Raw genomic sequence first — 24914 nt, forward strand, 5'->3', positions numbered from 1 at the left:
CATATCGTGTGGCTTCTTCACTACCTCGGGTTGAAGCGAAGCAGTATGGCCACATCTATGTGACCCTTTTACATCAGTTTGCGACGGCGTGTCACGCGAATATCCAGATCCGTGATCTTCTTGCGCAAAGTATTGCGGTTGATCCCGAGCAGATCGGCGCATTTCGCCTGGTTTCCGCCCGTTGCCTCGAGAGCAATCTCGATGAGCGGCGCCTCGACCTCCTTGAGGATGCGGGCATAGAGCCCCGGCGGCGGCAGCATGTTGCCGTGCAGGTCGAAATAGCGGCGCAGGTGACGGGCCACCGAGGTGCCCAGCTTCTCGGCGTCGCCACCGCGCAGGATCGGTCCGGTATCGGGCTGGTTTCCCAGCACCGCCTCGACCTCGGTGCGGCTGATCTCCTCGGCGCGGCTGGTCAGGCTCAGGCGGCGCACCGAATTCTCGAGCTGACGCACGTTGCCCGGCCAGCTGTAGGCGCGGAAGAGCTCGGCGGCATCCTTGGACAGCCAGCGCTTGGGCGCGCCCTCGCGCTCGGCCCGGGCAAGGAAGTGCTCGGTGAGCAGCGCGATGTCCTCGACCCGCTCGCGCAGGCTCGGCACGTTGATGGTCGCGCCGGAGAGGCGGTAGTAGAGGTCCTGCCGCACCCGGCCCTCGTCCATGGCCTGTGCGAGGTCGCCCTGCGAGGTCGCCATGAAGCGCGGCACGTGTTCGCCCGGGATATCCATCATGCGCACCACGCGCGCCTGGATCTCGTCGGGGATGTCGGTGATCTCGTCGATGAGCAGCGTGCCGCCCTTGACGCGGGCCAGCACCCGGGCGGGGCCCTCGAGATCCGAGAGGTCGGCGCCGGTCACGGTGATGAAGGGCAGCGTGCGGCGGTCCGAGAAGTCGTGAATGGCGCGCGCAATCAGCGACTTGCCGGTCCCGCTCTCGCCCGAGATCAGCACCGGCAGATCGGTGTTCATCACCCGCGCAACAAGCCGGTAGAGCGCCTGCATCGCCGGCGTCTTGCCGACCAGCGGCAGCTCGTCGGGACCGTCGGCACCGATGGTCGCCACATCCTCGCGCTTGGGCGCGCGGTTGCGGTTGTCGAGCGCCTTGGCGGTGCGCTTCATCAGGTCCGGCAGGTCGAAGGGCTTGGGCAGGTAGTCGTAGGCTTCCGCCTCCGCCGCCTGGATCGCCGTCATGATGGTGTTCTGCGCCGAGATCACGATAACCGGCAGGTCGGGCCGGTCCTGGCGAATCTTCGGAAGCATTTCCAGACCGTTGCCATCGGGCATGACCACGTCCGAGATCACCACGTCGCCCTTGCCTTCACCGACCCAGCGCATCAGCGTGGTGAGCGAGCTCGTCGCGTGCACCTTGCAGCCCGCGCGGGTCAGCGCCTGCGTCAGAACGGTGCGGATCGTGCGGTCGTCGTCTGCGACAAGAACCGTGCCATCCATTATCTCTTCTCCTCTGTCTCGCGCGGGGCGCGCGGAAGCGAAATCCGGAAGATCGTCCGGCCGGGGACGGAATCCACCGAGATCCAGCCATCATGATCCGAAATGATTTTCGAGACGAGCGCCAGCCCCAGACCGGTGCCGTTCTCCTTGCCCGACACGAAGGGGTCGAACACGTCGCCCCGGATGTCGTCGGGCAGGCCGGGGCCGTCGTCGATGACCTCGACCTGCAGCGGCAGCTTCTGCGTCGTGCCATCGGCGCGGCGCATGCGGAAGCTGTGCTCGTAGAAGGTGCGCAGGCGGATCGTGCCGCCGACCTTGGGGTCGGCGGCCTCGGCGGCGTTCTTGAGCAGGTTGAGCACCACCTGCAGAAGCTGGTCCGGATCGCCGTAGGCGAGCGGCAGCGAGGGGTCGTAATCCTCGATGAACTTCATGTGCGCCCCTGCCCCGAGCTGGGTCGAGCGGCGCGCCCGGTCGAGCACGTCGTGAATGTTCACCGGCTTGCGCTCGGGCGCAGAGAGATTGCCGAACTGCTCCACCTGCTCGAGCAGCTTCACGATGCGGCGGGTCTCGGCCACGATCAGGTCGGTGAGCTCGAGGTCGTCCTTGCTGAGGCTCATCGACAGCAGCTGCGCCGCGCCGGTGATCCCCGCAAGCGGGTTCTTGATCTCGTGCGCCAGCATCTCGGCCATGCCGATGGCCGACTTTGCGGCGGATTTCACCGAGTGACTCTGGGTCATGCGGCCCGCCAGCTCGCGCGGCGAGATCAGCATGATGAACCAGCCGGGGAAGCCCTGCACCGGCGCGAGCTGAAGGTTGCAGACCAGCGGCGGGCGCGAGCCGGTGCCGACGTCGACATCGTTGACGAACAGCGGCGTGCCGTGCTCGCGGGCCCGGGCGAGGCTTTCCTCGAGCGGCGCGTCGACCGCGAGGCGGTCCCAGATCGGCTGGCCGATCAGCCACTTGGCCGAGTTGTTCATGAAGCCCTCGGCAGCCGGATTCATGTCGGCGATGCGTTCCTCGGCGTCCAGCAGGATCGCGGGAACCGGCAGCGAGGACCAGAGCTGAAGCTGAAGTTCGCCGTTCATGCCGCCTCCATCAGGGCATCTTCCAATGCGGGGCGCAGCAGGGCCGAGGCCTGCGCGGGGTCACGCTCGGTGAGCACCCTCCGCCGCATCTCGGGCGCAGTGCCCGCGTGATCCATGTACCAGCCGAGGTGCTTGCGGGCGCATTTCACGCCAAGCTCCGGGCCGTAGAAGGCGATCATCGCCTCGTAATGTTCCTGCACGATGTCGGTCAGCGCGCGCCCCCCGGGCACGTCGGGCCGGGGCGCGCCGTAGAGCGCGTGGGCGATCTCGGCGAGCCGCCAAGGGGCGCCCTGCGCGCCGCGCCCGACCATCACGCCATCGGCGCCCGAAAGGTGCAACGCCTCGCGTGCGGTGGCGGCGTCGGTGATGTCGCCATTGGCCACGACGGGCACCGAGACCGCGTCCTTGACGGCGCGGATCGCGGCCCAGTCGGCACGGCCCTTGTAGAACTGGCAGCGGGTGCGGCCGTGGATGACGATCATGCGCACACCGGCGGCCTCGGCCCGGCGGGCGAGCTCGGGCGCGTTCAGGCTGCTGTCGTCCCAGCCAAGGCGGGTCTTGAGCGTGACCGGCACGTCCACCGCCCCCACCACGGCCTCGATCAGCCGCAGCGCGTGGTCGGGTTCGCGCATCAGCGCCGAGCCCGAGTAGCCGCCCGTCACCTTCTTGGCCGGGCAGCCCATGTTGATGTCGATGACGCGGGCGCCCATGTCGGCGACCATGCGCGCCGCCTCGGCCATCGGCCCGGGTGCGCGACCGGCCAGCTGGACCGAGGTGTTGGCGATACCGGCGCCCAGTTCGGCCTTCTCGCGGGTGCCCGGACGCGCGGTGAGAAACTCGCCGCTCGCGATCATCTCGGACACGACGAGGCCGGCGCCCCAGCGCGCAACCAGAGAGCGAAACGGTAAGTCGGTGATTCCCGCCAGCGGTGCCAGCAGAACAGGAGGAGAGATTGCCTTGTCTCCCAGGGAGAGTGTCAAGCGCCTATTCCTTGTGCAGATGCTTGGGAGGTAACCTGCCCCCGCGGCGCTTTCAATCGTTCAAGCACCTTTACGCCCCTTGATATCGCAGCTTGCACAATAATTCATCAAGACACCACATCGCATTGCGCCGCCCTGGTGCAGCGCCTAGAGAGGCCGCGAAGGAAAACGAGGCACATGACAACAGCCGCGATCATCGTCGCCGCAGGCCGCGGCACCCGCGCCGGAGGCGAGTTGCCGAAGCAATGGCGCGACGTCTCCGGCAAGCCGGTGGCGCGCTGGACGCTCGAGGCCTTCGCCCATCTTCCGCGCATCGTGATGGTGATTCACCCCGACGACCGGGCCCGGGCCGAGGCGCTTTGCGGCGCCCTGCCGGTGACGCTGGTCGAGGGTGCCACGGACCGGGCGGGCTCGGTCCGCGCGGGCCTCGCGGCGCTGGCCGACGTGCCGCCCGAGCGCGTGCTGATCCATGACGTGGCCCGGCCCTGCGTGTCGCGCGGCGTGATCGACGCCGTCGAGGCGGCGCTCGCCACCCTGCCCGGCGCCGCCCCCGCGCTTGCGGTCACCGACGCGCTCTGGACCGGGGCCGAGGACCGCGTCACCGGCACCCGCGACCGCGGCGGGCTCTACCGCGCGCAGACCCCGCAGGGCTTCCGCTACGCCGAGATCGCCGCCGCCCATGCCGCCCATCCCGGCGGCGCCGCCGACGATGTCGAGGTCGCCCGCGCTGCGGGGCTGGATGTGGCGATCGTTCCGGGCGAGGAACGCAATCTCAAGATCACCGCGCCGGACGATTTCGACCGCGCCGCGGCATTGCTGACGGAGGGACGAATGGATATCCGGCTGGGCAACGGCTACGACGTACACCGCTTCGGCGAGGGCGACCACGTGGTGCTCTGCGGCATCAAGGTGCCGCACGGGCGCGGGTTGCAGGGACATTCCGACGCGGATGTCGGCATGCACGCGGTCACCGACGCGCTCTACGGCGCCATGGCCGAGGGCGACATCGGGCGCCACTTCCCGCCGAGCGACCCGCAATGGAAGGGCGCAGCCTCCGAGATCTTCCTGCGCCACGCGGTCGAGCTGGCGCGCTCCAAGGGCTTCACCATATCGAACATCGACCTCACGCTGGTCTGCGAGCGCCCGAAGATCGGCCCGCATGCTGCTGTGATGACAGCAGAAATGTCCCGCATCATGGGCATGGACGCGGACCGGGTGTCGATCAAGGCCACGACCTCCGAACGGCTCGGGTTCACAGGGCGCGAGGAAGGCATCGCCGCCATCGCAACCGCCACGCTGGTGAAGCCATGAAAGCCATCGCATCGTTCTTCTACGTGGGCTTCCTGACGCCCGCCCCCGGCACCTGGGGCTCGCTCGCGGCGCTGCCCGTGGCCTACGGCATCCTGCTGATCGGGGGCTTCTGGCTGCTGCTCGCGGCCACCGTCGCGGCCTTCGTCCTGGGCTACATCGCCACCCGCTCGATCACCGCCACCGGCGAGGATCACGACCCGTCGTGGATCGTCATCGACGAGGTCGTAGGTCAGTGGATCGCCCTGTTTCCAGTGGCTTACGGGGCGATGATGATGTCGGTCGATATCTGGCGGCTCTACCCCGGCTGGATCACCGGCTTCCTGTTCTTCCGGCTCTTCGACATCTGGAAACCGTGGCTCGTGGGCCAGGCCGACCGGCGCGGCGATGCCATGGGCGTGATGCTGGACGACGTGATCGCGGGCGTGTTTTCTGCTATCGTCTCCATCATCCTCGCCGCCATCGCACACGGAGTCCTCATGTGACCGAAGTTCTGTCCCGCGACATCCTGCTGCACGCCCGCGAGCGCGGCGTCACCCTCACCACTGCCGAAAGCTGCACCGGCGGCATGGTCTCGGCCGCGATCACCGACGTTGCGGGCTCGTCCGACATCTTCCACCGCGGCTTCGTCACCTATTCCAACGCCGCCAAGCAGGAGATGCTGGGCGTGCGCTCGGAGACGCTCGAGGTGCATGGCGCCGTGTCCGAGGAAGTGGCACGCGAGATGGCCGAGGGCGCCCGCAAGGCGGCCGAGGCGGACCTTGCGGTGGCGATCTCGGGCATCGCCGGCCCCGGCGGCTCGGAGCACAAGCCCGAGGGCCGCGTCTGCTTTGCGCTGGCAAACAGCACCGAGACCATCACCGAGACGAAGGACTTCGGCGCGCTCGGCCGCGGCAACGTCCGCGCCGCCGCGACGCATCACGCGCTGGAACTGCTGCGCAGCGCGCTCTCCGACGACTGAGCCTCAGGCGGCGAGCGCCTGCGTCGCAGCGCGATAGGAGGCCGCCGCCCCTGCCGAGGTCGGCGTCGGCGCCAGAGATTTCGAGGAAACGGCGGTCTGGATCGCCTGCGCCTGCTGCATGCGGGTCGCCGTATCAGGCACCCGGCTGCGCGCTTCCATCGCGGCGCCCTCGGAGGTTTCCTTGGCACGCTCAGGCTTCGGCGCCATGGCCTCGTCCGAGCTCTGCCGTATCGGCTCCGCCCGGATGATGTCGATCCTGGGGGCGTGCTGCGCCAGCACCGGGCTGGCAGCGATGTTCGGGCTCTGCATCGTTGACCCTCTGCGGTGTCACATTCGTCACCGCAGCAGATGTTTCCGAAATTTGTCTAAAATCTGACGGACCGCCGGGAACCGGGGGGCATGGTTACCTCCCTGTTCAGACAGCTCAGCTTTGCGCGCCGTAGAGCTCGGCCGCGCGCCGCTCGAAGGCGCGCACGATGCGCTGCATCGCCTCGTAGAAGAACATCCCCGCAGCGCCCTGCAGGATCCGGTTCTTGAACTCGAAATCGACGAAGAAATGCACGTCGACGCCGCCCTCTGCCTTGTCCTCGAAATGCCATTTCGAGATCATGTGGCGGAACGGGCCGTCGAGATACTCGGTGTCGATGCGCTTGTCCTCCGGCCACAGGGTCACCCGGCTGCCGAAGCGTTCGCGGAACACCTTGAACGAGATCACCAGGTCCGCGTGCATCACCTCGTGGTCGCCCTTGTCCTCGCGCGACCGGATGCGGGCAGCGGCGGTCCAGGGCAGGAACTTCGGATAAGACGCGACATCGGCCACGAGGTCGTACATCTGCTGGGCCGAATACGGCAGGTGCTTGGTCTCGGAATGGGTAGGCATGTCGGTCTTTCTAGCGTCTGTTTATCGCGTGACAATGGTTGAGCGTTTCTTCATATGCTGGGCCCGGCTTTTCAAGGGGGATGCCATGACTGAGCGGCCTTATGTCGTAGACGAGATGATCTCCGCCAAGGCGATCGCCGCCCGCATCGAGGCGCTGGCCCGCGAGATCGACCGCGAGTTCCGCGACACCGAGAAGCTGGTGGTCGTGGGTCTGCTGCGCGGCAGCTTCGTCTTCATCGCCGATCTGGTGCGGGAACTCGACCTGCCCGTCGAGGTGGATTTCCTCGAGGCTTCCTCGTACGGCGACGGCATGGAAAGCTCGCGTGAGGTGCGCATCCTCAAGGACCTGCGCTCGCCCATCGAGGGCCGCGACGTGCTGGTGGTCGAGGACATCGTAGACACCGGCTTCACCCTGAGCCACGTGCTGCGGCTGCTGCAGTCGCGCGAGCCCCGCAAGCTGCGCACCATCGCGCTGCTCGACAAGCCGGCGCGGCGCGAGGTGGCGCTCAAGGCCGACTGGACCGGGTTCGAGATCCCCGACGAGTTCGTGGTCGGCTACGGCATCGACTTCGCGCAGCGCAACCGCAACCTTCCCTTCATCGGCAAGGTCCGCTTCCCCGACGACGCCTGACATCCGGCGAAGCACCGGTGGGTGATCCCTGGTGCGCCCCGGGCCGTCCTGTGCCCTCGGGGTTATGCCGGACGGGCTCGCAATGTCCTGACGTTCGTTCACGAATAAGCGAGTATTCGCCAAGCAGGACAACCACGGGCTGTCAGTTCCGCCCGCAGATCCGCGTCAGGATCGATGCGCAAACCACTGAAAACAAATCAATTCCCTGACGTAGCTGGCGACCCGCATACTCCGCCCGCCGCACCCGCCGCTTTCCGCTACGGAAATTAGGTGATTGTCACATCACGGCGTGGCGGCAAGTCTAGGCTCGTCTCGTCCGGGGGCCTGTCGGCGCCGGGACGATCTGCCTGCTAGACACCCTAGCCTCACGCGAAAACGTCACAGGGAGAATTCCATGATCCGCATGTCCACCGGCCTCGCCGTCCTTGCCATCTGCGCCGCCGGCGCCGCCGCCGCGCAGGATGCCACCGCCCAGCTCAAGGCACGTCAGGGCCAGTTCCGCATCCTCGCCATCAACCTCGGCATTCTCGGCGACATGGCGCAGGGCAAGACCGAGTACGACGCCGAGGCCGCGCAGGCGGCGGCCGACTCGCTGGTGGGCGTGTCGATGGTGAACCAGGCACCGCTCTGGCCCGAGGGCAGCTCGGAGATGGACATCGACAACACCCGCGCGAAAGCTGAGATCTGGGACGACTTCGACGATTTCGCCTCGAAATGGGGCGCCCTGGGCGAGGCCGCGGCCTCGATGCAGACCGTCGCGGGCAACGGCGCCGAGGCGCTCGGCCCGGCGATGGGCGGTCTCGGCGGCGCCTGCAAGGCCTGCCACGACAGCTACCGCGCGCCGCAATCCTGATCCATGCGCAGGCTGATCGGAGTCGTGGTCCTGGCGGGCGCCGCGCTCGCCGGGGCCGGTTGGCTGCTCACCGCACCGAAGCCGCTGCCCGAGGGCAGCCTCGACGGCGCCACCGGTGACGCGGAGCGCGGGCAGCTGGTCTTCACCGCGGCGGGCTGCGCCTCGTGCCACCATGCGCCCGACGCCGAGGGCGAGGCCAGGCTCGTGCTGACCGGCGGCCAGCGTTTCGCCTCGGCCTTCGGCACCTTCCTCGCGCCCAACATCTCGCCCGATCCCGCGCAGGGCATCGGCGACTGGTCACTGGACGACTTCGCCAGCGCGGTGAAACGGGGCGTATCGCCGGAGGGGCAGCACCTCTACCCGGCCTTCCCCTACACCGCCTATGCCCGCATGGAGGACGGCGATCTCGTCGATCTCTGGGCCTACATGCAGACCCTGCCCGCCTCGGACACTCCGAGCCAGCCCCACGAGGTCGGCTTCCCGTTCAACATCCGCCGCGGCGTCGGCGCCTGGAAGATGCTCTACGCCTCGCCCGACTGGGTGATGACCGAAGCCGAGTCGCCGCAGCTCGAACGCGGTCGCTATCTCGTGGAAGCGCTGGCCCATTGCGGCGAATGCCACACCCCGCGCGACGCGCTTGGCGGGCTCGACCGCTCGGCCTGGCTCACCGGCGCCCCCAATCCCAACGGCCGCGGCACGATCCCCGGCCTGACGCCGGACAAGCTGAGCTGGGGCGCCGATGAGATCGCCTATTACCTCTCGTCGGGCTTCACCCCGGACTATGACAGCGTCGGCGGCCACATGGTCGAGGTGGTCGAGAACTTCGCCGCCCTCCCCGACGAGGACCGCGCCGCCGTCGCCGCCTACCTCAAGGCCCTGCCCGAAGGCGGGCGCCTCGACTGAGGCGCCCCACCTATCCGAGCCCGGCCCCCCGTCGCCCCGCACCAAAAGGAAGCGCCGCCGCGGCACATCCGGCCACGCAACCTCTTAACACCGCCCCTCCGATCCCCTATCTGCCACTCCATGACAGAGACATTGCATATCGTCGGCGGCGGCATGGCCGGATCGGAAGCCGCCTGGCAGGCCGCAGAGGCGGGCGTCCCCGTGGTGATCCACGAGATGCGCCCCAAGGTCGAGACCTTCGCCCACCGCACCGGCAACCTCGCCGAGATGGTGTGCTCGAACTCGTTCCGCTCGGATGACCACGAGCAGAACGCCGTGGGCCTCCTGCACTGGGAGATGCGCCACGCCGGCGGGCTGGTGATGCGCGAGGCCGCGGCCCACCGTCTGCCCGCAGGCGGCGCTCTGGCCGTGGACCGCGACCCGTTCTCGCAGTCGGTCACCGACGCGCTGCGCGCCCACCCCAACGTCAGCATTTCCGGCGAGGAGATCACCGCGCTTCCCGAGGACGGCCGCTGGATCATCGCAACGGGCCCGTTGACCTCGGACGCGCTGGGACGCGCCATCGCCGCCGAGACCGGGGCCGAGGCGCTGGCCTTCTTCGACGCCATCGCCCCCATCGTCTATGCCGAGAGCATCGACATGGACGTGGCATGGCTGCAGTCGCGCTACGACAAGGGCGAGACCGAGGAAGAGCGCAAGGCCTACATCAACTGTCCGATGACCAAGCCCGAGTACGAGGCCTTCATCGACGCGCTGCTCGCCGCCGACAAGGCCGAGTTCCACGAGGGCGAGACCGCGGGCTACTTCGACGGCTGCCTGCCGATCGAGGTCATGGCCGAGCGCGGCCGCGAGACCCTGCGCCACGGCCCGATGAAACCCATCGGCCTCACCAACAGCCACAAGCCCGAGGAAAAGGCCTATGCGGTGGTGCAGCTGCGCCGCGACAACGCGCTGGGGACGCTCTACAACATCGTGGGCTTCCAGACGAAGATGAAATACGGCGCGCAGACCGAGGTGTTCCGGATGATCCCGGGGCTGCAGAACGCCTCTTTCGCGCGGCTGGGCGGCATCCACCGCAACACCTTCCTCAACTCTCCGACGCTGCTCGATAACCAGATGCGCCTGCGCTCGAAGCCGCACATCCGTTTCGCTGGCCAGATCACCGGGGTCGAGGGCTACGTGGAATCCTGCGCCATGGGCCTCGCCGCGGGCCGAATGGCCGCCGCAGAGATCCTCGGCCGCACCCTGCCGCCGATCCCGCAGGACACCGCCCACGGCGCGCTGATCCACCACATCACCGGTGGTGCCGAGGCCAGGACCTTCCAGCCGATGAACGTCAACTTCGGCCTGTTCCGCCCGGTGGACGGGCTCAAGGGCGGCCGCCGCGGCCGCAAGGACCGCTACAAGGCCTACACCGACCGCGCCAAGCAGGACTGGTCGGCATGGGTCGCATCCCAGGAGGTGCCCGCATGAATTACGTCCTCGCCCTGTTCCTGCCGCCGCTGTCGATCCTGTTCACCGGCCGCATCTTCCTGTCTATCTTCGTCTTCATCATCTGGGTGCCGGCGATCTTCTTCACCGGAGGCCTCACCCACCCGATGTTCATCCTGCTTGCATGGGTGCTGATCTACCAGTCCGGCGAGGAACGCCGCACCCGCCGCCTCGAACGGGCATGGCGCGACGAAGACTGAGGTGCGGACCCGCTTCGCGCCCTCGCCGACCGGCCCGCTGCACCTCGGCCACGCCTACTCGGCGCTGCTGAACCACGACAAAGCGCGGGCCGGGGGCGGCAGCTTCCTGCTGCGCATCGACGACCTCGACCAGAGCCGTTCGCGCCCCGAGTGGGAGGCGCAACTCAAGGACGACCTGCACTGGCTTGGGCTCGACTGGCCCGAGCCCTGCTGGCGCGAATCCGAACATCTCGCCGAGTATGACGCGGCCCTCGACCGGCTCTGGGCGATGGGGCTGCTCTACCCCTGCAGCTGCAGCCGCCGCGACATCCGCGAGGCGCTCTCGGCGCCGCAGGAAGGCGCGCCGCTCACGGGGCCCGACGGGCTGGTCTACCCTGGCACCTGCCGCCCCTTGGCGGCCGCCGAGGGACCCCGCCCCCGCCCCCGCGACACCACCCTGCGCCTCGACATGGCGCGCGCCTGCGCGCGACTCGCCGGCGCGCCCATCGCCTTCCTCGAGACCGGCACCGCCCCCGGCGTGACCACAGGCACCGAGCTGTCCGAGCCCGCGGAGATGATCCAAGGGATCGGAGACGTGGTCCTCGCGCGCAAGGACATGGGCGCCGCCTACCACCTCGCGGTGGTGGTGGACGACGCCGCGCAGGCGATCACCCACGTGGTCCGCGGCGCCGACCTCTTCGAGGCCACCCGCATCCACGTCCTGCTGCAAAACCTGCTCGGGCTGAGCACGCCGATCTACCACCACCACGACCTGATCCGCGACGACAACGGCAAACGCCTCGCCAAGCGCGACGACGCCCGCGCCATCGCCCTCTACCGCAGCGAAGGCCTTACCCCCAGCGCACTCCGCGCCATGATCGGCCTCTGAGCCCCCACCTCGGCCGTCATTGCGCCCGACAACTTCCGGCAAATCGACACGCCAGCGGGGCCACGCCCCCCCCGCCGGCACAACCCGCCCATGCCCGACGCGCACCGCGTCCACCTCAGCTCAGAGAACAAGATCCAAGGGGAACAAGATCCAGAGCGCTCGCGCAAAGCCTGCGACGGCGCCTCAAGCACACATCCCGCCAGCACGACCACCCCGGGCTCCAAAGCGCAGCCCGCCTCTTCATCTTGCCAAATAAACTCCGGGGGAGTCGCGCAAGGCGCGGCGGGGGCAGCGCCCCCTTCCCCGCGCGCCGCCTTCGGCCTCCCTCGCGGTCCTGTCCGCCACGGGCCCGGTCCCGCAAGAAGCACACCGCAAGGAACGCCGGGACCCCCGGCCCCGGGATCCGGGCCCTAGGCCCCGGTCATCGGCGCCATGATCTCCACCTCGTCCCCGTCCCGCAGGGCGGTGTAGAAGCACGAGCGGCGGTTGGTGTGGCAGGCCGGGCCGGTCTGGCGCACCAGCGCCAGCAGGCAGTCGCGGTCGCAGTCGACGCGCAACTCCACAAGCGCCTGCACATGGCCCGAACTCTCTCCCTTCACCCAGAAGGACGAGCGCGAGCGCGACCAGTAGGTGACGCGGCCGCTCTCGAGCGTGCGCGCCACCGCGTCGGCGTTCATCCACGCCATCATCAGCACTTCGCCGGTCTCGGCCTCCTGCGCGATGCAGGGGATCAGGCCGCTGGCGTCATAGACCAAGGTATCGGGATCGAAGCCCATTTCGGAAAAACCCTTTTGCACCGGGGAAATCAGTGCCTATTTAAGGGGGGCTGTCGCAAAGGGAAAGCCATGTCCGCCGAGACCGACCTCATCAAGCTCTATTCGCAGCGCATCCTCGCCCTCGCCGCGGACATCCCGCGGACGGGGAGGCTCGAGACCCCGGATGCCAGCGTCAAGAAGCGTTCGCCGCTCTGCGGCTCGACCGTGACGGTCGATCTCGTGATGCGCAACGGGCGCGTCGCGGACTATGCGCAGGACGTGAAGGCCTGCGCGCTCGGCCAGGCCTCGGCCTCGGTCGTGGGCGGCGCCATCGTCGGCTGCACCCCCACCGAGATCGCCGCCGCGCGCGACGCGCTGCGGGCCATGCTCAAGGAGGACGGCCCCGCCCCCGCGGCCCCCTTCGACGACCTCGAGGTGCTGCGTCCGGCGCAGGCCTACAAGAACCGTCACGCCTCGATCATGCTGACGCTCGATGCCGCCACCGAGGCCGCGCAACAGGCGCAGGAAGCGCAATCCGCTTAAGCCGATGTTGAGAGTTCCGGCGCTATGCCTGTGCGAAAACAGCACGGGCCCGGAATGCAACACGATCCTTCCCTCACGGCGCCGGAGGCGACGCGCGAACTGGCCAGCCTGACCCGGGGCGCCTCGGCGCTCGGGCGCGAGGTTGTCGATGTCGCGGGGTTCCTGCAGGCGCTCGATGCCCGCAGCCGCAGCCAGCTCACGTCGCTGACCGAGGTCGGGCGCGCCTCCGAGAACGTCGCTGCCGCCACCGCCCGCGTCACCGGCGACATCCGCGACGTCGCCCAGAGCGCCGAGGAGGCGGGGGCGCGGGTCGACGGCTCCATCGGGACGCTTTCCCAGTCGGGACAGGCGGCGCGCGAGCTGGCGCGCTGGGTGCAGTCGGTGCATGCCGAGAACGATCTCGTGGCCGAAATGCTCGAGGCGGTGAAGACCTCGAACGGCCAGATCGCCTCGATCGCCCGGCAGGTGAATATCCTCGCGGTCAACGCCAAGATCGAGGCGGCGCGCGCCGGCGACGCGGGCCGCGGCTTTGCCATCGTCGCCGAGGCGATCAACGAGCTCAGCCGCCAGACCGGTGCCGCGGTCGAGGCGATCTCGGGCAATGTGGCCCGCATGTCGGAATGGATCGAGACGCTGAACGCCGGTGCCGTCAGCACCTCGCGCGAGGCCGAGACCGTGCTTTCGGGCGCGGAATCGGCGGATGCGGCCCTCTCCGAGATCGGCGCCCATGTCACGCGCCTGCGCGGTGCCACCGCCCGCATCGCGCAGGACATGGCCCAGGCCGGCGCCGCGGTCGACCAGCTGCGCCCCACGGTCGCGGATCTGCAGGGCTCGGTGAGCGAGGTCGCGCGCGGCGTGGACGAGGCCTCGCGCCGCTGCGACCGGCTGGTCGATGGCTCCGAGGCGATCCTGCAGCACGCGGTGGCGCTTGGCGGCTCCGGCGAGGACGGTCCGATGATCGCGCTGGTGCAGGATCTGGCGGGTCGCATCGCCCAGCAGTTCGAGGCAGCGGTGGACCAGCGCCGGATCTCGCTGGAGGCGCTCTTCGACACGCAATACACGCCCGTACCGGGGAGCGACCCGCAGCAGGTGACCACCGGCTTCACGAAGCTCACCGACGAGGTTCTGCCCCCGATCCAGGAGCCGGTGCTGGACCGCGATCCGCGCATCGTGTTCTGCGCGGCGGTCGACCGCAACGGCTACCTGCCGACGCACAACGCGCGATTTTCAAGGCCGCAAGGCACGGACCCGGTGTGGAACGCCGCCAACAGCCGCAACCGGCGGATCTTCGGCGATCGGGTCGGACTGAAGGCCGGGCGCAACACGCGGCCCTTCCTCCTGCAGGTCTACCGACGCGACATGGGCGGCGGCGCGTTCGTGATGATGAAGGATCTCTCCGCCCCCATCACCGTGCGTGGCCGGCACTGGGGTGGGCTACGGCTGGCCTACCGCTTCTGATCCGCCGCGCCTAAGTCGACAGCTGGTCCAGTCGCACGATTGGCCCGTGTACGGCGGTTCGGTGCCAGATGGGACAGGCGCCACCGGGCCGGATGGAGCGTATCGCCCTGCGCCCTGACGGGGCAGGCTGGTCAGGAGACAGGGCCTTGCCCGGGCAGAGTACAACCCGCTCAGAGCACTGCCCGGTCGCTGGCTGCCGCAGAGACCTGAGACCTGAGACCTGAGACCTGAGACCTGAGACCTGAGACCTGAGACCTGCCCCGGTCGAAGCGACACGTCAAACAAAAGCCCAGCCCAGACAACCGACGCCCCAGAGACGAAGACCCGACCCGGACAGAAGCAGGACCCGCCCCCGATCCGCCAAAGAAAAAGCCGCCGCACTCCCTTGGGGTGGAGGCGGCGGCCAGTGGCGCGTCTTGTCGGATCCCGGACCAGCCGCGCCTCCTGACGCAGGGGACAGGCGAGGAGGCGAAAGGCGGGGACAGCCGCGGCGCATCGGGGACAGATGATGCGGGAAGGCCGGTCCGGGCGAAAGACCGCAGGCAGAAATCGAAAAAGCGGTGATCAGAATGACGGCAGGTGCAACGCCCCGAGCAGGATGACGACCAGAGACACGCCTCCGATCATGTCGTGAACCAGCGTCGCGTCCGAACGCGAAAGAACCTGGCGAAGTGTCTTCATCATGGTGTCGTTCCCTGTTTGGCGTTTTGTTGCTCTTTTGTTCTCATGATTCTCACGATTCGTAAAGAACTTTTAGGGAACACTTGCGGAACACCGCGACCCCGGGCGTTCCGGGCACCTCTTCGTCCCCGGCCCCTGCCCCAGCGTCACCCGACCGAGATCAGCCGGATCGCCTCGTCCTGCCGCATCAGCCAGAGCAGCATCCGCGCCGCCCGGCCGCGTTCGCTTTCCAGCCCCGGATCCTCGGCCAGCAGCTTGCGCGCGTCGGTCTGCGCCATTGCCATGAGCCCCGCCTGATGCTCGAGATCCGCCACCCGGAAGCGCGGCAGCCCGGATTGCGCGGTGCCGATCAGGTCGCCCGCTCCACGCATCTCGAGATCCACCTCCGAGATCCGGAAGCCGTCCTCGGTCTCGCGCAGCGTGGTGAGGCGCCGCATCCCGGCCTCGCCCAACGGCCCCTGGTACATCAGCAGGCAGGTGCTCTCGGCCTTGCCGCGCCCGACCCGGCCTCGCAGCTGGTGGAGCTGCGCCAGCCCGAAATACTCGGCCCGCTCGATCACCATGATCGAGGCATTGGGCACGTTCACCCCGACCTCGATCACCGTCGTGGCGACCAGGACCTTGGTCTCGCCGGCGACGAAACGCGCCATTGCGGCGTCCTTCTCGGCGGGCGGCATCTGGCCGTGGACCAGCCCCACGACGCCCTCGCCGAGCGCCGCGCGCAGCCGCTTGAACCGCTCCTCGGCGGCGGTCAGGTCGACTGCCTCGCTCTCTTCGACCAGCGGGCAGACCCAGTAAGCCTGCCGCCCCTCGGCCACCGCGCCGCGCAGGTGCTCGACCACCTCGGCCATGCGCTCGGCCGAGACCAGCGCCGTGCGGATAGGCTTGCGCCCCGGAGGCTTCTCGTCAAGCACCGAGACGTCCATGTCGCCGTATTGCGCCAGCGCCAGCGAGCGCGGTATCGGCGTCGCGGTCATCACCAGCACATCCGCCGCCGCGCCCTTGCGCCCGAGCTCGAGCCGCTGGCGCACGCCGAACCGGTGCTGCTCGTCGACGATGGCAAGCCGCAGGTCGGCGAACTCGACGTCCGCCTGAAACACCGCGTGGGTGCCGACCAGCACGTGGATGTCGCCGCGGGCAAGCGCCGCGAGCTTGGCCTTGCGCTCGGAGCCCTTGTCGCGCCCGGTGAGCAACTCGACCACGACGCCCGCGGCCTCGGCCAGCGGCTTCAGCCCGTCGAGATGCTGCCGCGCGAGGATCTCGGTGGGGGCCATCATCACCCCCTGCCCGCCTGCCTCGACCGCAATCAGCAGCGCCATGAAGGCGACCAGCGTCTTGCCCGCGCCGACGTCGCCCTGCAGCAGTCGGTTCATGCGCTCGGCCGCGGCCATGTCCCCGGCGATCTCGTCCATCGCCCGCATCTGCGCGCCGGTCGGACGAAACGGCAGCGCCGCCAGCACCTTGCGCCGCAGCGCCCCGCTGCCGATCGTCTCGCGACCCTTGCCCTTGCGGCGATGAACGCGCGCCAGCGCGAGGGTGAGCTGGTGCGCCATCAGCTCGTCATAGGCGAGCCGCGCCCGCGCCGGCGCCGTGGGCGCAAGGTCGCCGCTGCCCTCGGGCGCATGGGCCCGGACCAGGGCGTCGCGCCAGTCGGGCCAGCCCTCGCGCGCCTTCAGCGGCCCGTCGATCCATTCGCCGAGCTCAGGCGCCATGGTCAACGCATCCGCCGTTGCACGCGTCATCAGCTTCTGGGTGACGCCCGCGGTCAGCGGGTAGACCGGTTCGAAGGCAGGCAGCGTCGCCGCCTCGTCCACCGGCAGCACGTGGTCGGGATGCACCATCTGCGCCATGCCGTCGAAGAGCTCGACCCGGCCCGAGACCTGCCGGCGCGCGCCCTCGGGCAGGATCCGCGACAGGTAATCCTCGCGTCCGTGGAAGAACACCAGCTGGAAGCCGCTGCGCGCGTCTTCGACGTGGATGCGGTAGGGCCGGCCCTTCTGAGCGGGCTTCATGTGGCGCCCCACGGTCACCTCGACGGTGACCACGCCCGGCAGGTCGGCGCCCAGCACCGTCTCGCGCGGGCGGCGGTCGATGACCCCGTGCGGCAGCGTGAACAGCAGGTCGCGCGGGGCCACGACGTCGAGCCCCTCGAGCGCCTGCGCGGTCTTGGGACCGACGCCGTCCAGCGTCTTGAGCTCGGCGAAGAGCGGCCAGAGCGGTTCCGGCCGCTGCGTCATGAGCCGATGAGCGCCAGCCAGGCGTCTTCGTCCATGAGCTCGATCCCGAGCTCGCGCGCCTTGGCCTCCTTCGAGCCAGCGCCCGGGCCCGCCACGACGATGTCGGTCTTTTTGCTGACCGAGCCCGAGACCTTGGCCCCCAGCGCCTCGGCCCGCGCCTTGGCCTCGGCGCGGGTCATCTTCTCGAGCGCGCCGGTGAAGACGACGGTCTTGCCGGCCACCGGGCTGCCGTCGGTCTGCGGACGTTCGGGCGCCTCGATGGTGCGGAGCTCTGCGATCAGCCGGTCGACGGAGGCGCGCTCAGAGCTTTGCGTCAGTGAACTCACAAGCGAAGTCGCCGTTGTTGCTCCGATGCCATCTATTTCCTCAAGCCTATGGAATGCTTCGACGGCTTCTTCAGGAAGGCGCGGGTCGCGATCCCACACATTTTGCCTCACACCGGCTACATCAGCCCGACGCTTCTCTCGCTTTGCCTTGGCTCGTTCATCTTGAGCCGCAGTTTGCGTCTCGATGTGGCGCTCGGCTGCAACCTTCGCAGAATCCACCACCTCAATGAAGTTCTCCCACGACTCGAAGTTTCGAGCGAAATCCAGAGAAGCAACTTCGCCCACATGGCGGATACCAAGAGAAAAAACTAGCCGTTCAAGTCCAATCTCTCGTTTCGAGTCGATTGAATCGAAGAGTTTTTTTGCACTTGTCTCGCCCCACCCCTTTATTCTTGCGAGAGGCTTTTGAGAAAGGTATCGAATTGCCTCCTCTAGGCCCTCGCTATCGAACTCATCTACAGGAATTCCGATATCTCGAAGTATCTCTCCATACCTCATCCTCAACTCTTTACCCTTGGCTTCACTACAAAACTGTCGAGTAAGAAAAGCACGCAACCCGGGTTTCAGCTTAGTTCCGTCTTGATCTCTTACACCTAGCGTGAAAATGTCAGCCGGTTCCTCAATCCAGTGAAGAAAATAGAAGAGTTCAACCTGTTTCGAACCGAGACCTTCGACGTCAAACGCAGATCTAGACACAAAGTGCTTTAGCTTTTCAATTGCCTGGGCTGGACAAATAAGTCCACCGCTACAGCGCCGAATGGAATCCCCTGCATCGCGGATCGCCTCGGAGCCGCATTCGGGGCAGGTCTGCGGGAAGGCATAGGGCTCGGCGTCGTCGGGGCGCTTGTCGAGATCGACATCGGCCACCTTGGGGATCACGTCACCGGCGCGGTAGACCTGCACCCAGTCGCCGACGCGGATGTCCTTGCCGTCGCGGATCGGGTTGCCGCTGGCGTCGCGCCCGGCGATGTAATCCTCGTTGTGCAGCGTGGCGTTCGAGACCACGACGCCGCCCACAGTGACCGGCGTCAGCCGCGCCACCGGCGACAGCGCGCCGGTGCGGCCGACCTGGATGTCGATGGCCTCGAGCCGGGTCCAGGCCAGCTCGGCGGGGAACTTGTGGGCGATGGCCCAGCGCGGCGTGGTCGAGCGGAAGCCGAGCCGCTGCTGCAGCGCGAGGTCGTCGACCTTGTAGACCACGCCGTCGATGTCATAGCCGAGCGTCGCGCGCTGCTCCTCGATCTGTGCGTAATGGGCCAGCATCTCCTGCGGGCCGTCGCAGAGCCGGGTCAGCGGATTGGTCTGGAAGCCGAGCGCCTCAAGCCGTTCTATGGCGCCCATCTGGGTGGTGGCCAGCGGTTCCGAGACCTCGCCCCACGCGTAGGCGAAGAAGCGCAGCGGGCGCTCGCGGGTGATCGCGGCGTCGAGCTGGCGCAGCGACCCCGCCGCAGCGTTGCGCGGGTTTGCGAAGCGCTTGCCCGCGCGCGCCTCCTGGCGCTCGTTGAGGGCGGCGAAATCCTCGTGGCTCATGTAGACCTCGCCCCGCACCTCGAGCACCTCCGGCGCGCCCTCGAGCGTCGCGGGGATGTCGTCGATGGTGCGGGCGTTGGCGGTGACGTTCTCGCCGACGGCGCCGTCGCCGCGGGTGGCGGCCTGCACCAGCTCGCCGTTCTCGTAGCGCAGCGACAGCGAGAGGCCGTCGATCTTGGGCTCGGCGGTGAAGGGCAGCGGCGCGTCGTCGGCCAGCCCGAGGTAGCGGCGGATGCCGCGGTCGAAATCGGTGACCTCGTCATCGGCGAAGGCATTGGCCAGCGACATCATGCGCTGGCTGTGGCGGACCTTGGCAAAGCCCTCGGCCAGCGGCGCGCCAACCTGCTCGCTCGGGCTGTCTTCGCGCTTGAGCTCGGGAAAACGCTCTTCGATGGCGATATTGCGAAGCTTCAGCGCGTCGTAATCCGCGTCGCTGATCTCGGGCGCGTCCTCGGTGTGGTAGGCGCGGTTCGCCTGTGCCAGCACCTCTGCGAGGCGCGCAAGCTCGTCGCGTGCCTGCGTCTCGGTCAGTGCCTCGACTTCGATACCGGCTGTGCCCTGATCTGCCATCGTCGCGCCCTTTGTTCACTTCTGGCCGAAGTGATAGGGCGCGCGGGCGATGCCGTCCAGCCACCGGGACACGGCATTGTCCGCGCCCGGTGCCTAGCCGTTGGCAGCGAGAGCCGATTGCTGGTCGCGACCGGGCTCGGGGTCGCGCAGCACGTAGCCGCGGCCCCAGACCGTCTCGATGTAGTTCTCGTCGCCGGTCGCCTCGGAGAGCTTCTTGCGGAGCTTGCAGATGAAGACGTCGATGATCTTGAGCTCGGGCTCGTCCATGCCGCCGTAGAGATGGTTGAGGAAAGCGTGGAAAACCTTATCCATATCAACGCTCTAGACCTATGCATTTCAACGGACAAAGCGAAAACAAATCGTGAATCTTGAAACGAGACTTCGGGACGTTTTCCGACGACCGGAGGATCTGGGTGAAGATCATCGACCATCGGATCGCGGCCAGTTTGCCAAACGAGCGCCTTCAAGACGAGGGTCTGCTTTAAGGAAGGGAAACTTCGAAGAGGCGAGGCCATGCGGCCCGACATTTCTCGCAGGATTGAAGGTACCGAGGGCCACACCTCGCTTCAATTGAGGGAGGCCGGGATGGCGGCGCCTGGTGTCACTCAAGCCTCGCCAACCGGGCCGCCTCAGTCTCCAAGACCAGGAAAGTCGTCATGTTTGGCTTTTTCTTTTTCCGATCGGCGGCGCTCGGCGCGCCCCTCGACCAGCTCAACAACACAACCAACCGCGACAATGACCGCGATAGCTCCTGCATACATACCAAGATCTCCGGTCATCTCATAAATCCGCTTGGGCGCTCGAAGCGCTAAGAAGAGGGGCGCAAAGCAGCCAAGCGCTGAGGCTCAGCTGCCACACTTCGTTCAGAAATTTGGCGAAAGTTGGGCAGCTCGGTGACGGGTTCGTGCTCAAACGCTCAAGATCACCACCTTCCAGCCCGATACTTAGCTCCCGAGGCCCGGGAAGTTCAGCATTTCCGCGTTGCGCTGGTTGCGACGGCGCTCGGATGCACCCTCGAAGATCTCGAAGACACAGCCTGCGGCGATGATGACGATGATTGCTCCGAGGTACATGTCCGTTGCTCCAGTGCTGTTCGACCGGTGCGGTCGACCTCTGGAGAACCTTATGCCTGAGTTAACGATTAAAACGTATTGGAAGGCCGGATGGTCAGGGGGCGCGAGCGAGAGGGGTACCTATCCTAACGGATAGGCGACGCCTCCCCAAGTCTAGGAAACCTACTCAGGCTTGCGGGCAGCCATCTGGGAACGTGGCGAAAATGAGGACAGGAGCCCCTAGCAAGACCAAACCTAAGAGCTCTGAGAGAGCCAGCGAAGCACGTCGCTTTCCCAGAAGAATATCCTGCCGCTCCCGATCGGCTTCTCATGCCAAGGCGGCAGACGAACCTCGCCGCCGGCAGCTTCCTCCCGACGCCAGCGATAGAGTGTCTCGATGTGAAGCCCTGCGAGCATGGCGACTTCTGCGGCCTTTATTCTCCGGTCATCATCCATCCCATGATTCAAACTCGAGAAATCGCTGTTCGGCATACATCCAAGACCCAATCTATGCTCAAAAGCCCGACAACGCGGGGACAGCTTTTGCCCTCGCATTACAAGGCTCTTCGAAATGCTAGCATCGACGGCGGTTTCGTAAAGGCTATCAGCGTTGGCTGTACTCAAAGCACACCGCCCCAGTCGGCCACAAGCACCAACCTAGTTCAAGCACAGAAGAAGACCTACCCCGTAGCGACGACAAACGAAGTGAATAGGACGAACGTCAAACCGGACATGATCTGAAGGAATTTCTGGAAGACTTTGTCAGTAGCGGAGCGTGAGGAGATCGAGACGAACCTCGCCAGAGCAAGCGGCGCGGCGGACAAGGCGCCAATTTGTAGGCGAACTCGGCTGACGCTGTAGCGCACAGCGCCATGAGCACCTGTTGTCCAGCCTATGCCCCAAACGAGAGCGAGCCGAAGAAATAGGAGTCCAGACATCTTAGGTTATCACTTTTGCATTGACTCGCCCTACAGCATCAATGCAGGGTAATATTAGGCGCTTGGCCGGGAAACCGCCCAAGATCTGGCATCAAATTCGGGAGACTCTTAACTGAGAATCGCGAGCCAAGCCTTCAAAATTGAAGGAAGGTGTAGAGACTGTACGGTGCCCACCTAAGGGAAACTATGGTGAAGAGACAGTCCAGACCACAAACGGCAGACCGGCAGCGAAAGCTGTAGTGGTAGAAGGGGCGGTTTATCCGCCCCTTGCTTGTTTATCCGCGACGAAATTTCGCAAAAACTCTGGCGCCATTTCGTGGTCTACAAAGTGAATTTTCTTCCAACCTCCATCGCTACGTTCGCTTTCACGTCTCATGCTCCAGAACACAATTGCTTCAAACTCGCGAACCAACCGGCGGAGCAGCCTGCGCCTTCCGGCAGCGCCCGAAAGCAAAGGCTCTTGGCGCGTTGCCACATGTACGCGCGGCACATTTGAGAGCGGATATATAGTACGAGGAATATCAAGCACGATCGTTGGGTCTTGCTCCAGCATCATCGCACCAAACCCGAGACTATTCCAATTACCACTACTGTCCTTTTCCAAGATGGAAGCACTCATCGTCGACAACCCGACTCTCCTCAAACCCTCCTCCAAATCGAGCCTAGCATCATCAAGATTGGTATGCTTCGTTAGATCCGGCATAACAACGACAAGAGCTGATAACCGCAATTCCTCTATTGATTCCGCGAACTCTCCATCCCTAGCCACCTTAACCGGCTTTACCAAAAACCCGGACGATTGCGCACCAAATCTAGCGAGTGTGTTCACGTGGTACCCTATCGCTGCACTTGCTGGCCCAGAGATATTCACAATCGGGATGCCGTCAAAGTACTGAGACAGTATGCTCTCTCCGAACCCGACGCCATCGCTGCTTTGGTAATTTGCGAAAATCCGTTCTCTCAGAACTCGGTGCGATTCTTCTCCGGGATCGAACACGTCAGAGAAGGAGAAATTGAGAATCGCCCGATTTTGCATCAGGTAGAAGGGCAACACGTTCTTGGATGTAACAAGAATGTAGGGCGTGCCCAGTGAGTTAACTGCGGCGAGCTCATACATGACACTTGGGCTTTCATAGCTGATATCAACAACTATAAGATCGGAACGCTCAATTTGCGACAGAACGGCAGATACGATCTGTGAGCGAGCACTATCATCCGGAGCAGTAACCTCAATACTCTGCTCAGACGGAACGCGATTTTTCTTCGCCAAATCACTGACAGCACCACCAATAATGCGAGACAGTTGTGAAGTGTTGTTTCTAGTAACATAAGTAGACGTATCATCCGTGTAGCTTCCCTTCGGCTTCATGTCGCCGAGAATGAAAACACGTAGCTCTTGACGCCTCGAAGCCGCTGACAGACTATTCTCTGGACTCCTCCCACCAACGAGAGACCTAATCCACTCGATAGACCGCCTCGACCATTCGATAGCTTTCTTCATCATGTGTCGCACCCTCTGTCGCGAAGATCTATAGCATCAGCTTATGCAGAAGGCAGCAAACCCACATCAAACTCCAGAAAAAGTTCTAAACTTTCTGAAATTTCTGAACTAAGGATGATTTCTATGCCCGCGAATTCCGACATTGGCGGAAACGGTGGAGACGGAGGATATCTTCGACACCAATATCCGCTTATCGCAGAATCGCTTATTTGGCCCGAGCTTGTGAAGAGCTTCAACTTCCACGAGCATCATGCAAAAGAGATGAAAACAACTTCCAGGCGGCATAGCTTTTTTGCGATCACCTGCATTGTTGCCTCCCTTTCTGTAACCTGGGCCACGACGTCATCATACTTTGTCAAGACCCTGACAGATCAACCCCAGCTCCAAGTAACCTTGGCGTTGGCATCCCTCCTGCTCCTTCTCGCTGCGATAGGACTCGGGAAAGGGATTCTTTTCGGTAGACGTAGGGAACAATGGCTGAGACATCGCCTTGCGGCCGAACGTCTGCGTCAGTTTTATTTCCAGTTTCTATTGAAGCACCGCGCCCTCATCTGCGGCGGAAGTGAAGATGACCTACAACATCTTGAGGCCGAACGTGCGATAGCGCTTGAGCGGGTGAATAAGGATGTCTCAGCACTCGTCTACAAGCAAACAGTCCTCAACGACACGCAACTCGAGGAAGCGGCCTTGGTTGAACGCGAACTATTGAATGCTGGGGAAGATCTGCGGCGTGATCGACTAGACGAGCTGAGGCGATTCTGGCGCGAGTTCCGGTTCAGTTGGCAGATTGAGTATGCCACGGAGCAAAATATGCGCCAACCATCCCCACTGCCGATATTTGGGACGATTGCGGACCAAGAACACTCAGTCAGCACTTTGGAGTTTGTCGCTACTCTAGCAATTGTTTCGCTACACTGTCTGGCTGTTGCTGGCCAGCTACTGGGCACACAGGCCGCTGGTGTCGTGTCAACAGCAGTGCTAGCAGCGAGTCTGTTCGCAATCGCGATCGTTGGCCTTCAGGCTTACAGAGACGGTGTCGGCCTCACCGAAGACCTGTCTCGGAATCGCGTATACGCTTCGTACACTAGCAAGCTACTGAGAGACTTAGAGCATGCGCAGCGGAACGCGGACTTGCCAGCAGAAATCCACATAATGTATGAGATGGAAGACCTTGCGTACTTCGAGATGCGGGAGTTCTTGCAGACACACAGCGAGGCCCGCTTTTCGCTCTAGCCAGACCAGGAGAGACAATGTTTGGACCAAACTGGGAAACGTTGAGCAACGGCTTGGCAGTGCGGGTTGATGACTTTTCCTGGCAAGGCTCATTTCGAGAAGATCCGAGATTTTTTCTCCGTCGAGACAAGAGTCAACCTGATCGCATAACTGATTGCCTGTTCGGCGAGGTCCCTGATGATCAAGCCGCCATGCTACTTGCTGAATTTATCTCTTACTCCGGCTTACCAGCTTCGTCGCGCCTAACTTTCTCCAGAATTTCGGACATTCATGCAGCACATGAAGAAACCGTGTCCAAGCACGACCGTACGGCAAAAGTCGCAAGACTAGCCCTAGAATCCTTAGGCATCCCTGTCGTCACTTTCTACCTTGAGCAGAGCAATCTCTACTGGGACACAGTGCTACTTTTGGGCACAACCACCAATATCAATTAGCGCCGCCCACAGGGCAAGGTGCTCAGCTCGACTTGAGTACCTCGTGATTTTTTG

24 protein-coding genes and 1 pseudogene are annotated in these 24914 nt (G+C 65.2%); 13 read left to right on the forward strand and 12 right to left on the reverse strand.

What is annotated here, in order from left to right; translation table 11 throughout:
* Positions 1–68 precede the first annotated feature (68 nt).
* Genes BLQ77_RS16575 through dusB form a run of 3 tightly spaced genes read right to left on the reverse strand, consistent with a single transcriptional unit; the run spans position 69 to position 3507 of the window.
* Positions 69–1442, reverse strand: coding sequence for a response regulator (locus BLQ77_RS16575; RefSeq protein ID WP_008884130.1), 1374 nt, complete (start codon positions 1440–1442; stop codon positions 69–71).
* A complete protein-coding gene (locus BLQ77_RS16580) occupies positions 1442–2527 on the reverse strand; it encodes a two-component system sensor histidine kinase NtrB (RefSeq protein WP_008885233.1) in 1086 nt (361 codons plus the stop codon). Before BLQ77_RS16580 ends, BLQ77_RS16575 begins: the two co-directional genes overlap by 1 nt.
* Entirely contained in the window at positions 2524–3507 is a 984-nt protein-coding gene (gene dusB / locus BLQ77_RS16585) for a tRNA dihydrouridine synthase DusB (RefSeq protein WP_089961180.1), read from the reverse strand. Before dusB ends, BLQ77_RS16580 begins: the two co-directional genes overlap by 4 nt.
* A 177-nt stretch (positions 3508–3684) precedes the next feature.
* Here dusB and BLQ77_RS16590 point away from each other — a divergent pair, with 177 nt between their 5' ends.
* Genes BLQ77_RS16590 through BLQ77_RS16600 form a run of 3 tightly spaced genes read left to right on the forward strand, consistent with a single transcriptional unit; the run spans position 3685 to position 5776 of the window.
* Positions 3685–4818: a bifunctional 2-C-methyl-D-erythritol 4-phosphate cytidylyltransferase/2-C-methyl-D-erythritol 2,4-cyclodiphosphate synthase gene (locus BLQ77_RS16590; protein WP_089961183.1), complete on the forward strand. Its 1134-nt coding sequence runs from the start codon at positions 3685–3687 to the stop codon at positions 4816–4818.
* Positions 4815–5300: a phosphatidylglycerophosphatase A family protein gene (locus tag BLQ77_RS16595; RefSeq protein WP_089961186.1), complete on the forward strand. Its 486-nt coding sequence runs from the start codon at positions 4815–4817 to the stop codon at positions 5298–5300. The genes BLQ77_RS16590 and BLQ77_RS16595 overlap by 4 nt, the downstream gene beginning before the upstream one ends.
* Entirely contained in the window at positions 5297–5776 is a 480-nt protein-coding gene (locus BLQ77_RS16600) for a CinA family protein (protein WP_008885766.1), read from the forward strand. Before BLQ77_RS16595 ends, BLQ77_RS16600 begins: the two co-directional genes overlap by 4 nt.
* A 3-nt stretch (positions 5777–5779) precedes the next feature.
* Here the strand turns inward: BLQ77_RS16600 and BLQ77_RS16605 are convergent, their stop codons facing one another.
* Together BLQ77_RS16605 and BLQ77_RS16610 are read right to left on the reverse strand one after the other, a co-directional pair.
* Positions 5780–6085 (reverse strand): hypothetical protein, encoded by a 306-nt coding sequence (locus BLQ77_RS16605; RefSeq protein WP_089961189.1) that lies wholly within the window; start codon positions 6083–6085, stop codon positions 5780–5782.
* Between the two features lie 115 nt (positions 6086–6200).
* Complete coding sequence (locus BLQ77_RS16610) at positions 6201–6656, reverse strand: type II toxin-antitoxin system RatA family toxin (protein WP_008884554.1); 456 nt, start codon at positions 6654–6656, stop codon at positions 6201–6203.
* Positions 6657–6741: 85 nt separating this feature from the next.
* Here BLQ77_RS16610 and hpt point away from each other — a divergent pair, with 85 nt between their 5' ends.
* The 6 genes from hpt (at position 6742) to gluQRS (ending at position 11602) form a co-directional block, all read left to right on the forward strand.
* Positions 6742–7287, forward strand: coding sequence for a hypoxanthine phosphoribosyltransferase (hpt, locus tag BLQ77_RS16615; protein ID WP_040384332.1), 546 nt, complete (start codon positions 6742–6744; stop codon positions 7285–7287).
* 394 nt (positions 7288–7681) lie between these two features.
* On the forward strand, positions 7682–8140 hold the full coding sequence (locus BLQ77_RS16620) for a c-type cytochrome (protein WP_089961193.1): 459 nt from the start codon (positions 7682–7684) through the stop codon (positions 8138–8140).
* A gap of 3 nt (positions 8141–8143) precedes the next feature.
* Entirely contained in the window at positions 8144–9043 is a 900-nt protein-coding gene (locus BLQ77_RS16625; protein ID WP_089961199.1) for a c-type cytochrome, read from the forward strand.
* Positions 9044–9163: 120 nt separating this feature from the next.
* Positions 9164–10516, forward strand: a complete 1353-nt coding sequence (gene trmFO / locus BLQ77_RS16630; protein ID WP_089961201.1) for a methylenetetrahydrofolate--tRNA-(uracil(54)-C(5))-methyltransferase (FADH(2)-oxidizing) TrmFO — start codon at positions 9164–9166, stop codon at positions 10514–10516.
* On the forward strand, positions 10513–10734 hold the full coding sequence (locus BLQ77_RS16635; RefSeq protein WP_008884148.1) for a hypothetical protein: 222 nt from the start codon (positions 10513–10515) through the stop codon (positions 10732–10734). The genes trmFO and BLQ77_RS16635 overlap by 4 nt, the downstream gene beginning before the upstream one ends.
* Before the next feature lies 1 nt (position 10735).
* Positions 10736–11602 (forward strand): tRNA glutamyl-Q(34) synthetase GluQRS, encoded by an 867-nt coding sequence (gene gluQRS / locus BLQ77_RS16640; protein WP_089961205.1) that lies wholly within the window; start codon positions 10736–10738, stop codon positions 11600–11602.
* A 410-nt stretch (positions 11603–12012) separates the two neighbouring features.
* Here gluQRS and hisI read toward each other — a convergent pair whose 3' ends face one another.
* Positions 12013–12378: a phosphoribosyl-AMP cyclohydrolase gene (gene hisI, locus BLQ77_RS16645; protein ID WP_207545851.1), complete on the reverse strand. Its 366-nt coding sequence runs from the start codon at positions 12376–12378 to the stop codon at positions 12013–12015.
* A gap of 69 nt (positions 12379–12447) precedes the next feature.
* Here hisI and BLQ77_RS16650 point away from each other — a divergent pair, with 69 nt between their 5' ends.
* Positions 12448–12900 (forward strand): iron-sulfur cluster assembly scaffold protein, encoded by a 453-nt coding sequence (locus BLQ77_RS16650; protein WP_089961209.1) that lies wholly within the window; start codon positions 12448–12450, stop codon positions 12898–12900.
* Positions 12901–12954: 54 nt separating this feature from the next.
* Positions 12955–14358: a methyl-accepting chemotaxis protein gene (locus BLQ77_RS16655; protein WP_008885051.1), complete on the forward strand. Its 1404-nt coding sequence runs from the start codon at positions 12955–12957 to the stop codon at positions 14356–14358.
* A gap of 827 nt (positions 14359–15185) precedes the next feature.
* Here the strand turns inward: BLQ77_RS16655 and recG are convergent.
* The 6 genes and pseudogenes from recG to BLQ77_RS28450 form a co-directional block, all read right to left on the reverse strand.
* Positions 15186–17276: an ATP-dependent DNA helicase RecG gene (gene recG / locus BLQ77_RS16660; protein ID WP_089961211.1), complete on the reverse strand. Its 2091-nt coding sequence runs from the start codon at positions 17274–17276 to the stop codon at positions 15186–15188.
* A complete protein-coding gene (gene ligA / locus BLQ77_RS16665; protein WP_089961215.1) occupies positions 17273–19702 on the reverse strand; it encodes an NAD-dependent DNA ligase LigA in 2430 nt (809 codons plus the stop codon). Before ligA ends, recG begins: the two co-directional genes overlap by 4 nt.
* A 93-nt stretch (positions 19703–19795) precedes the next feature.
* A pseudogene (locus BLQ77_RS16670) lies at positions 19796–19993 on the reverse strand (winged helix-turn-helix domain-containing protein); the annotation flags it as partial.
* 338 nt (positions 19994–20331) lie between these two features.
* Positions 20332–20481, reverse strand: coding sequence for a hypothetical protein (locus BLQ77_RS28810; RefSeq protein ID WP_165617129.1), 150 nt, complete (start codon positions 20479–20481; stop codon positions 20332–20334).
* 165 nt (positions 20482–20646) lie between these two features.
* A complete protein-coding gene (locus BLQ77_RS29675) occupies positions 20647–20775 on the reverse strand; it encodes a hypothetical protein (protein ID WP_278184703.1) in 129 nt (42 codons plus the stop codon).
* 1173 nt (positions 20776–21948) lie between these two features.
* Positions 21949–23196 carry an STING domain-containing protein gene (locus BLQ77_RS28450; RefSeq protein WP_131822026.1) on the reverse strand — a complete coding sequence of 416 codons (1248 nt, stop codon included), beginning with the start codon at positions 23194–23196 and terminating at the stop codon, positions 21949–21951.
* A gap of 120 nt (positions 23197–23316) precedes the next feature.
* Here BLQ77_RS28450 and BLQ77_RS16680 point away from each other — a divergent pair, with 120 nt between their 5' ends.
* Both BLQ77_RS16680 and BLQ77_RS28455 read left to right on the forward strand, forming a co-directional pair.
* The gene (locus BLQ77_RS16680; RefSeq protein WP_131822027.1) at positions 23317–24426 is read left to right on the forward strand and encodes a hypothetical protein; all 1110 of its coding nucleotides are present in this window, start codon (positions 23317–23319) and stop codon (positions 24424–24426) included.
* A 17-nt stretch (positions 24427–24443) separates the two neighbouring features.
* A complete protein-coding gene (locus BLQ77_RS28455; protein WP_131822028.1) occupies positions 24444–24860 on the forward strand; it encodes a hypothetical protein in 417 nt (138 codons plus the stop codon).
* Positions 24861–24914 lie beyond the last annotated feature (54 nt).

This window comes from Salipiger thiooxidans (assembly GCF_900102075.1).
In the GTDB taxonomy this organism is placed as follows: Bacteria; Pseudomonadota; Alphaproteobacteria; order Rhodobacterales; family Rhodobacteraceae; genus Salipiger; species Salipiger thiooxidans.

Excerpts from the sequence above, each read along its gene's own strand:
- BLQ77_RS16575 (WP_008884130.1), bottom strand. The coding sequence starts at position 1,442 with ATGGATGGCACGGTTCTTGTCGCAGACGACGACCGCACGATCCGCACC.
- BLQ77_RS16580 (WP_008885233.1), bottom strand. The coding sequence starts at position 2,527 with ATGAACGGCGAACTTCAGCTTCAGCTCTGGTCCTCGCTGCCGGTTCCC.
- BLQ77_RS16590 (WP_089961183.1), top strand. The coding sequence starts at position 3,685 with ATGACAACAGCCGCGATCATCGTCGCCGCAGGCCGCGGCACCCGCGCC.
- BLQ77_RS16595 (WP_089961186.1), top strand. The coding sequence starts at position 4,815 with ATGAAAGCCATCGCATCGTTCTTCTACGTGGGCTTCCTGACGCCCGCC.
- BLQ77_RS16605 (WP_089961189.1), bottom strand. The coding sequence starts at position 6,085 with ATGCAGAGCCCGAACATCGCTGCCAGCCCGGTGCTGGCGCAGCACGCC.
- BLQ77_RS16610 (WP_008884554.1), bottom strand. The coding sequence starts at position 6,656 with ATGCCTACCCATTCCGAGACCAAGCACCTGCCGTATTCGGCCCAGCAG.
- hpt (WP_040384332.1), top strand. The coding sequence starts at position 6,742 with ATGACTGAGCGGCCTTATGTCGTAGACGAGATGATCTCCGCCAAGGCG.
- BLQ77_RS16620 (WP_089961193.1), top strand. The coding sequence starts at position 7,682 with ATGATCCGCATGTCCACCGGCCTCGCCGTCCTTGCCATCTGCGCCGCC.
- BLQ77_RS16625 (WP_089961199.1), top strand. The coding sequence starts at position 8,144 with ATGCGCAGGCTGATCGGAGTCGTGGTCCTGGCGGGCGCCGCGCTCGCC.
- trmFO (WP_089961201.1), top strand. The coding sequence starts at position 9,164 with ATGACAGAGACATTGCATATCGTCGGCGGCGGCATGGCCGGATCGGAA.
- BLQ77_RS16635 (WP_008884148.1), top strand. The coding sequence starts at position 10,513 with ATGAATTACGTCCTCGCCCTGTTCCTGCCGCCGCTGTCGATCCTGTTC.
- hisI (WP_207545851.1), bottom strand. The coding sequence starts at position 12,378 with ATGGGCTTCGATCCCGATACCTTGGTCTATGACGCCAGCGGCCTGATC.
- BLQ77_RS16650 (WP_089961209.1), top strand. The coding sequence starts at position 12,448 with ATGTCCGCCGAGACCGACCTCATCAAGCTCTATTCGCAGCGCATCCTC.
- BLQ77_RS16655 (WP_008885051.1), top strand. The coding sequence starts at position 12,955 with ATGCAACACGATCCTTCCCTCACGGCGCCGGAGGCGACGCGCGAACTG.
- recG (WP_089961211.1), bottom strand. The coding sequence starts at position 17,276 with ATGACGCAGCGGCCGGAACCGCTCTGGCCGCTCTTCGCCGAGCTCAAG.
- ligA (WP_089961215.1), bottom strand. The coding sequence starts at position 19,702 with ATGGCAGATCAGGGCACAGCCGGTATCGAAGTCGAGGCACTGACCGAG.
- BLQ77_RS28810 (WP_165617129.1), bottom strand. The coding sequence starts at position 20,481 with ATGACCGGAGATCTTGGTATGTATGCAGGAGCTATCGCGGTCATTGTC.
- BLQ77_RS29675 (WP_278184703.1), bottom strand. The coding sequence starts at position 20,775 with ATGTACCTCGGAGCAATCATCGTCATCATCGCCGCAGGCTGTGTCTTC.
- BLQ77_RS28450 (WP_131822026.1), bottom strand. The coding sequence starts at position 23,196 with ATGATGAAGAAAGCTATCGAATGGTCGAGGCGGTCTATCGAGTGGATT.
- BLQ77_RS16680 (WP_131822027.1), top strand. The coding sequence starts at position 23,317 with ATGCCCGCGAATTCCGACATTGGCGGAAACGGTGGAGACGGAGGATAT.
- BLQ77_RS28455 (WP_131822028.1), top strand. The coding sequence starts at position 24,444 with ATGTTTGGACCAAACTGGGAAACGTTGAGCAACGGCTTGGCAGTGCGG.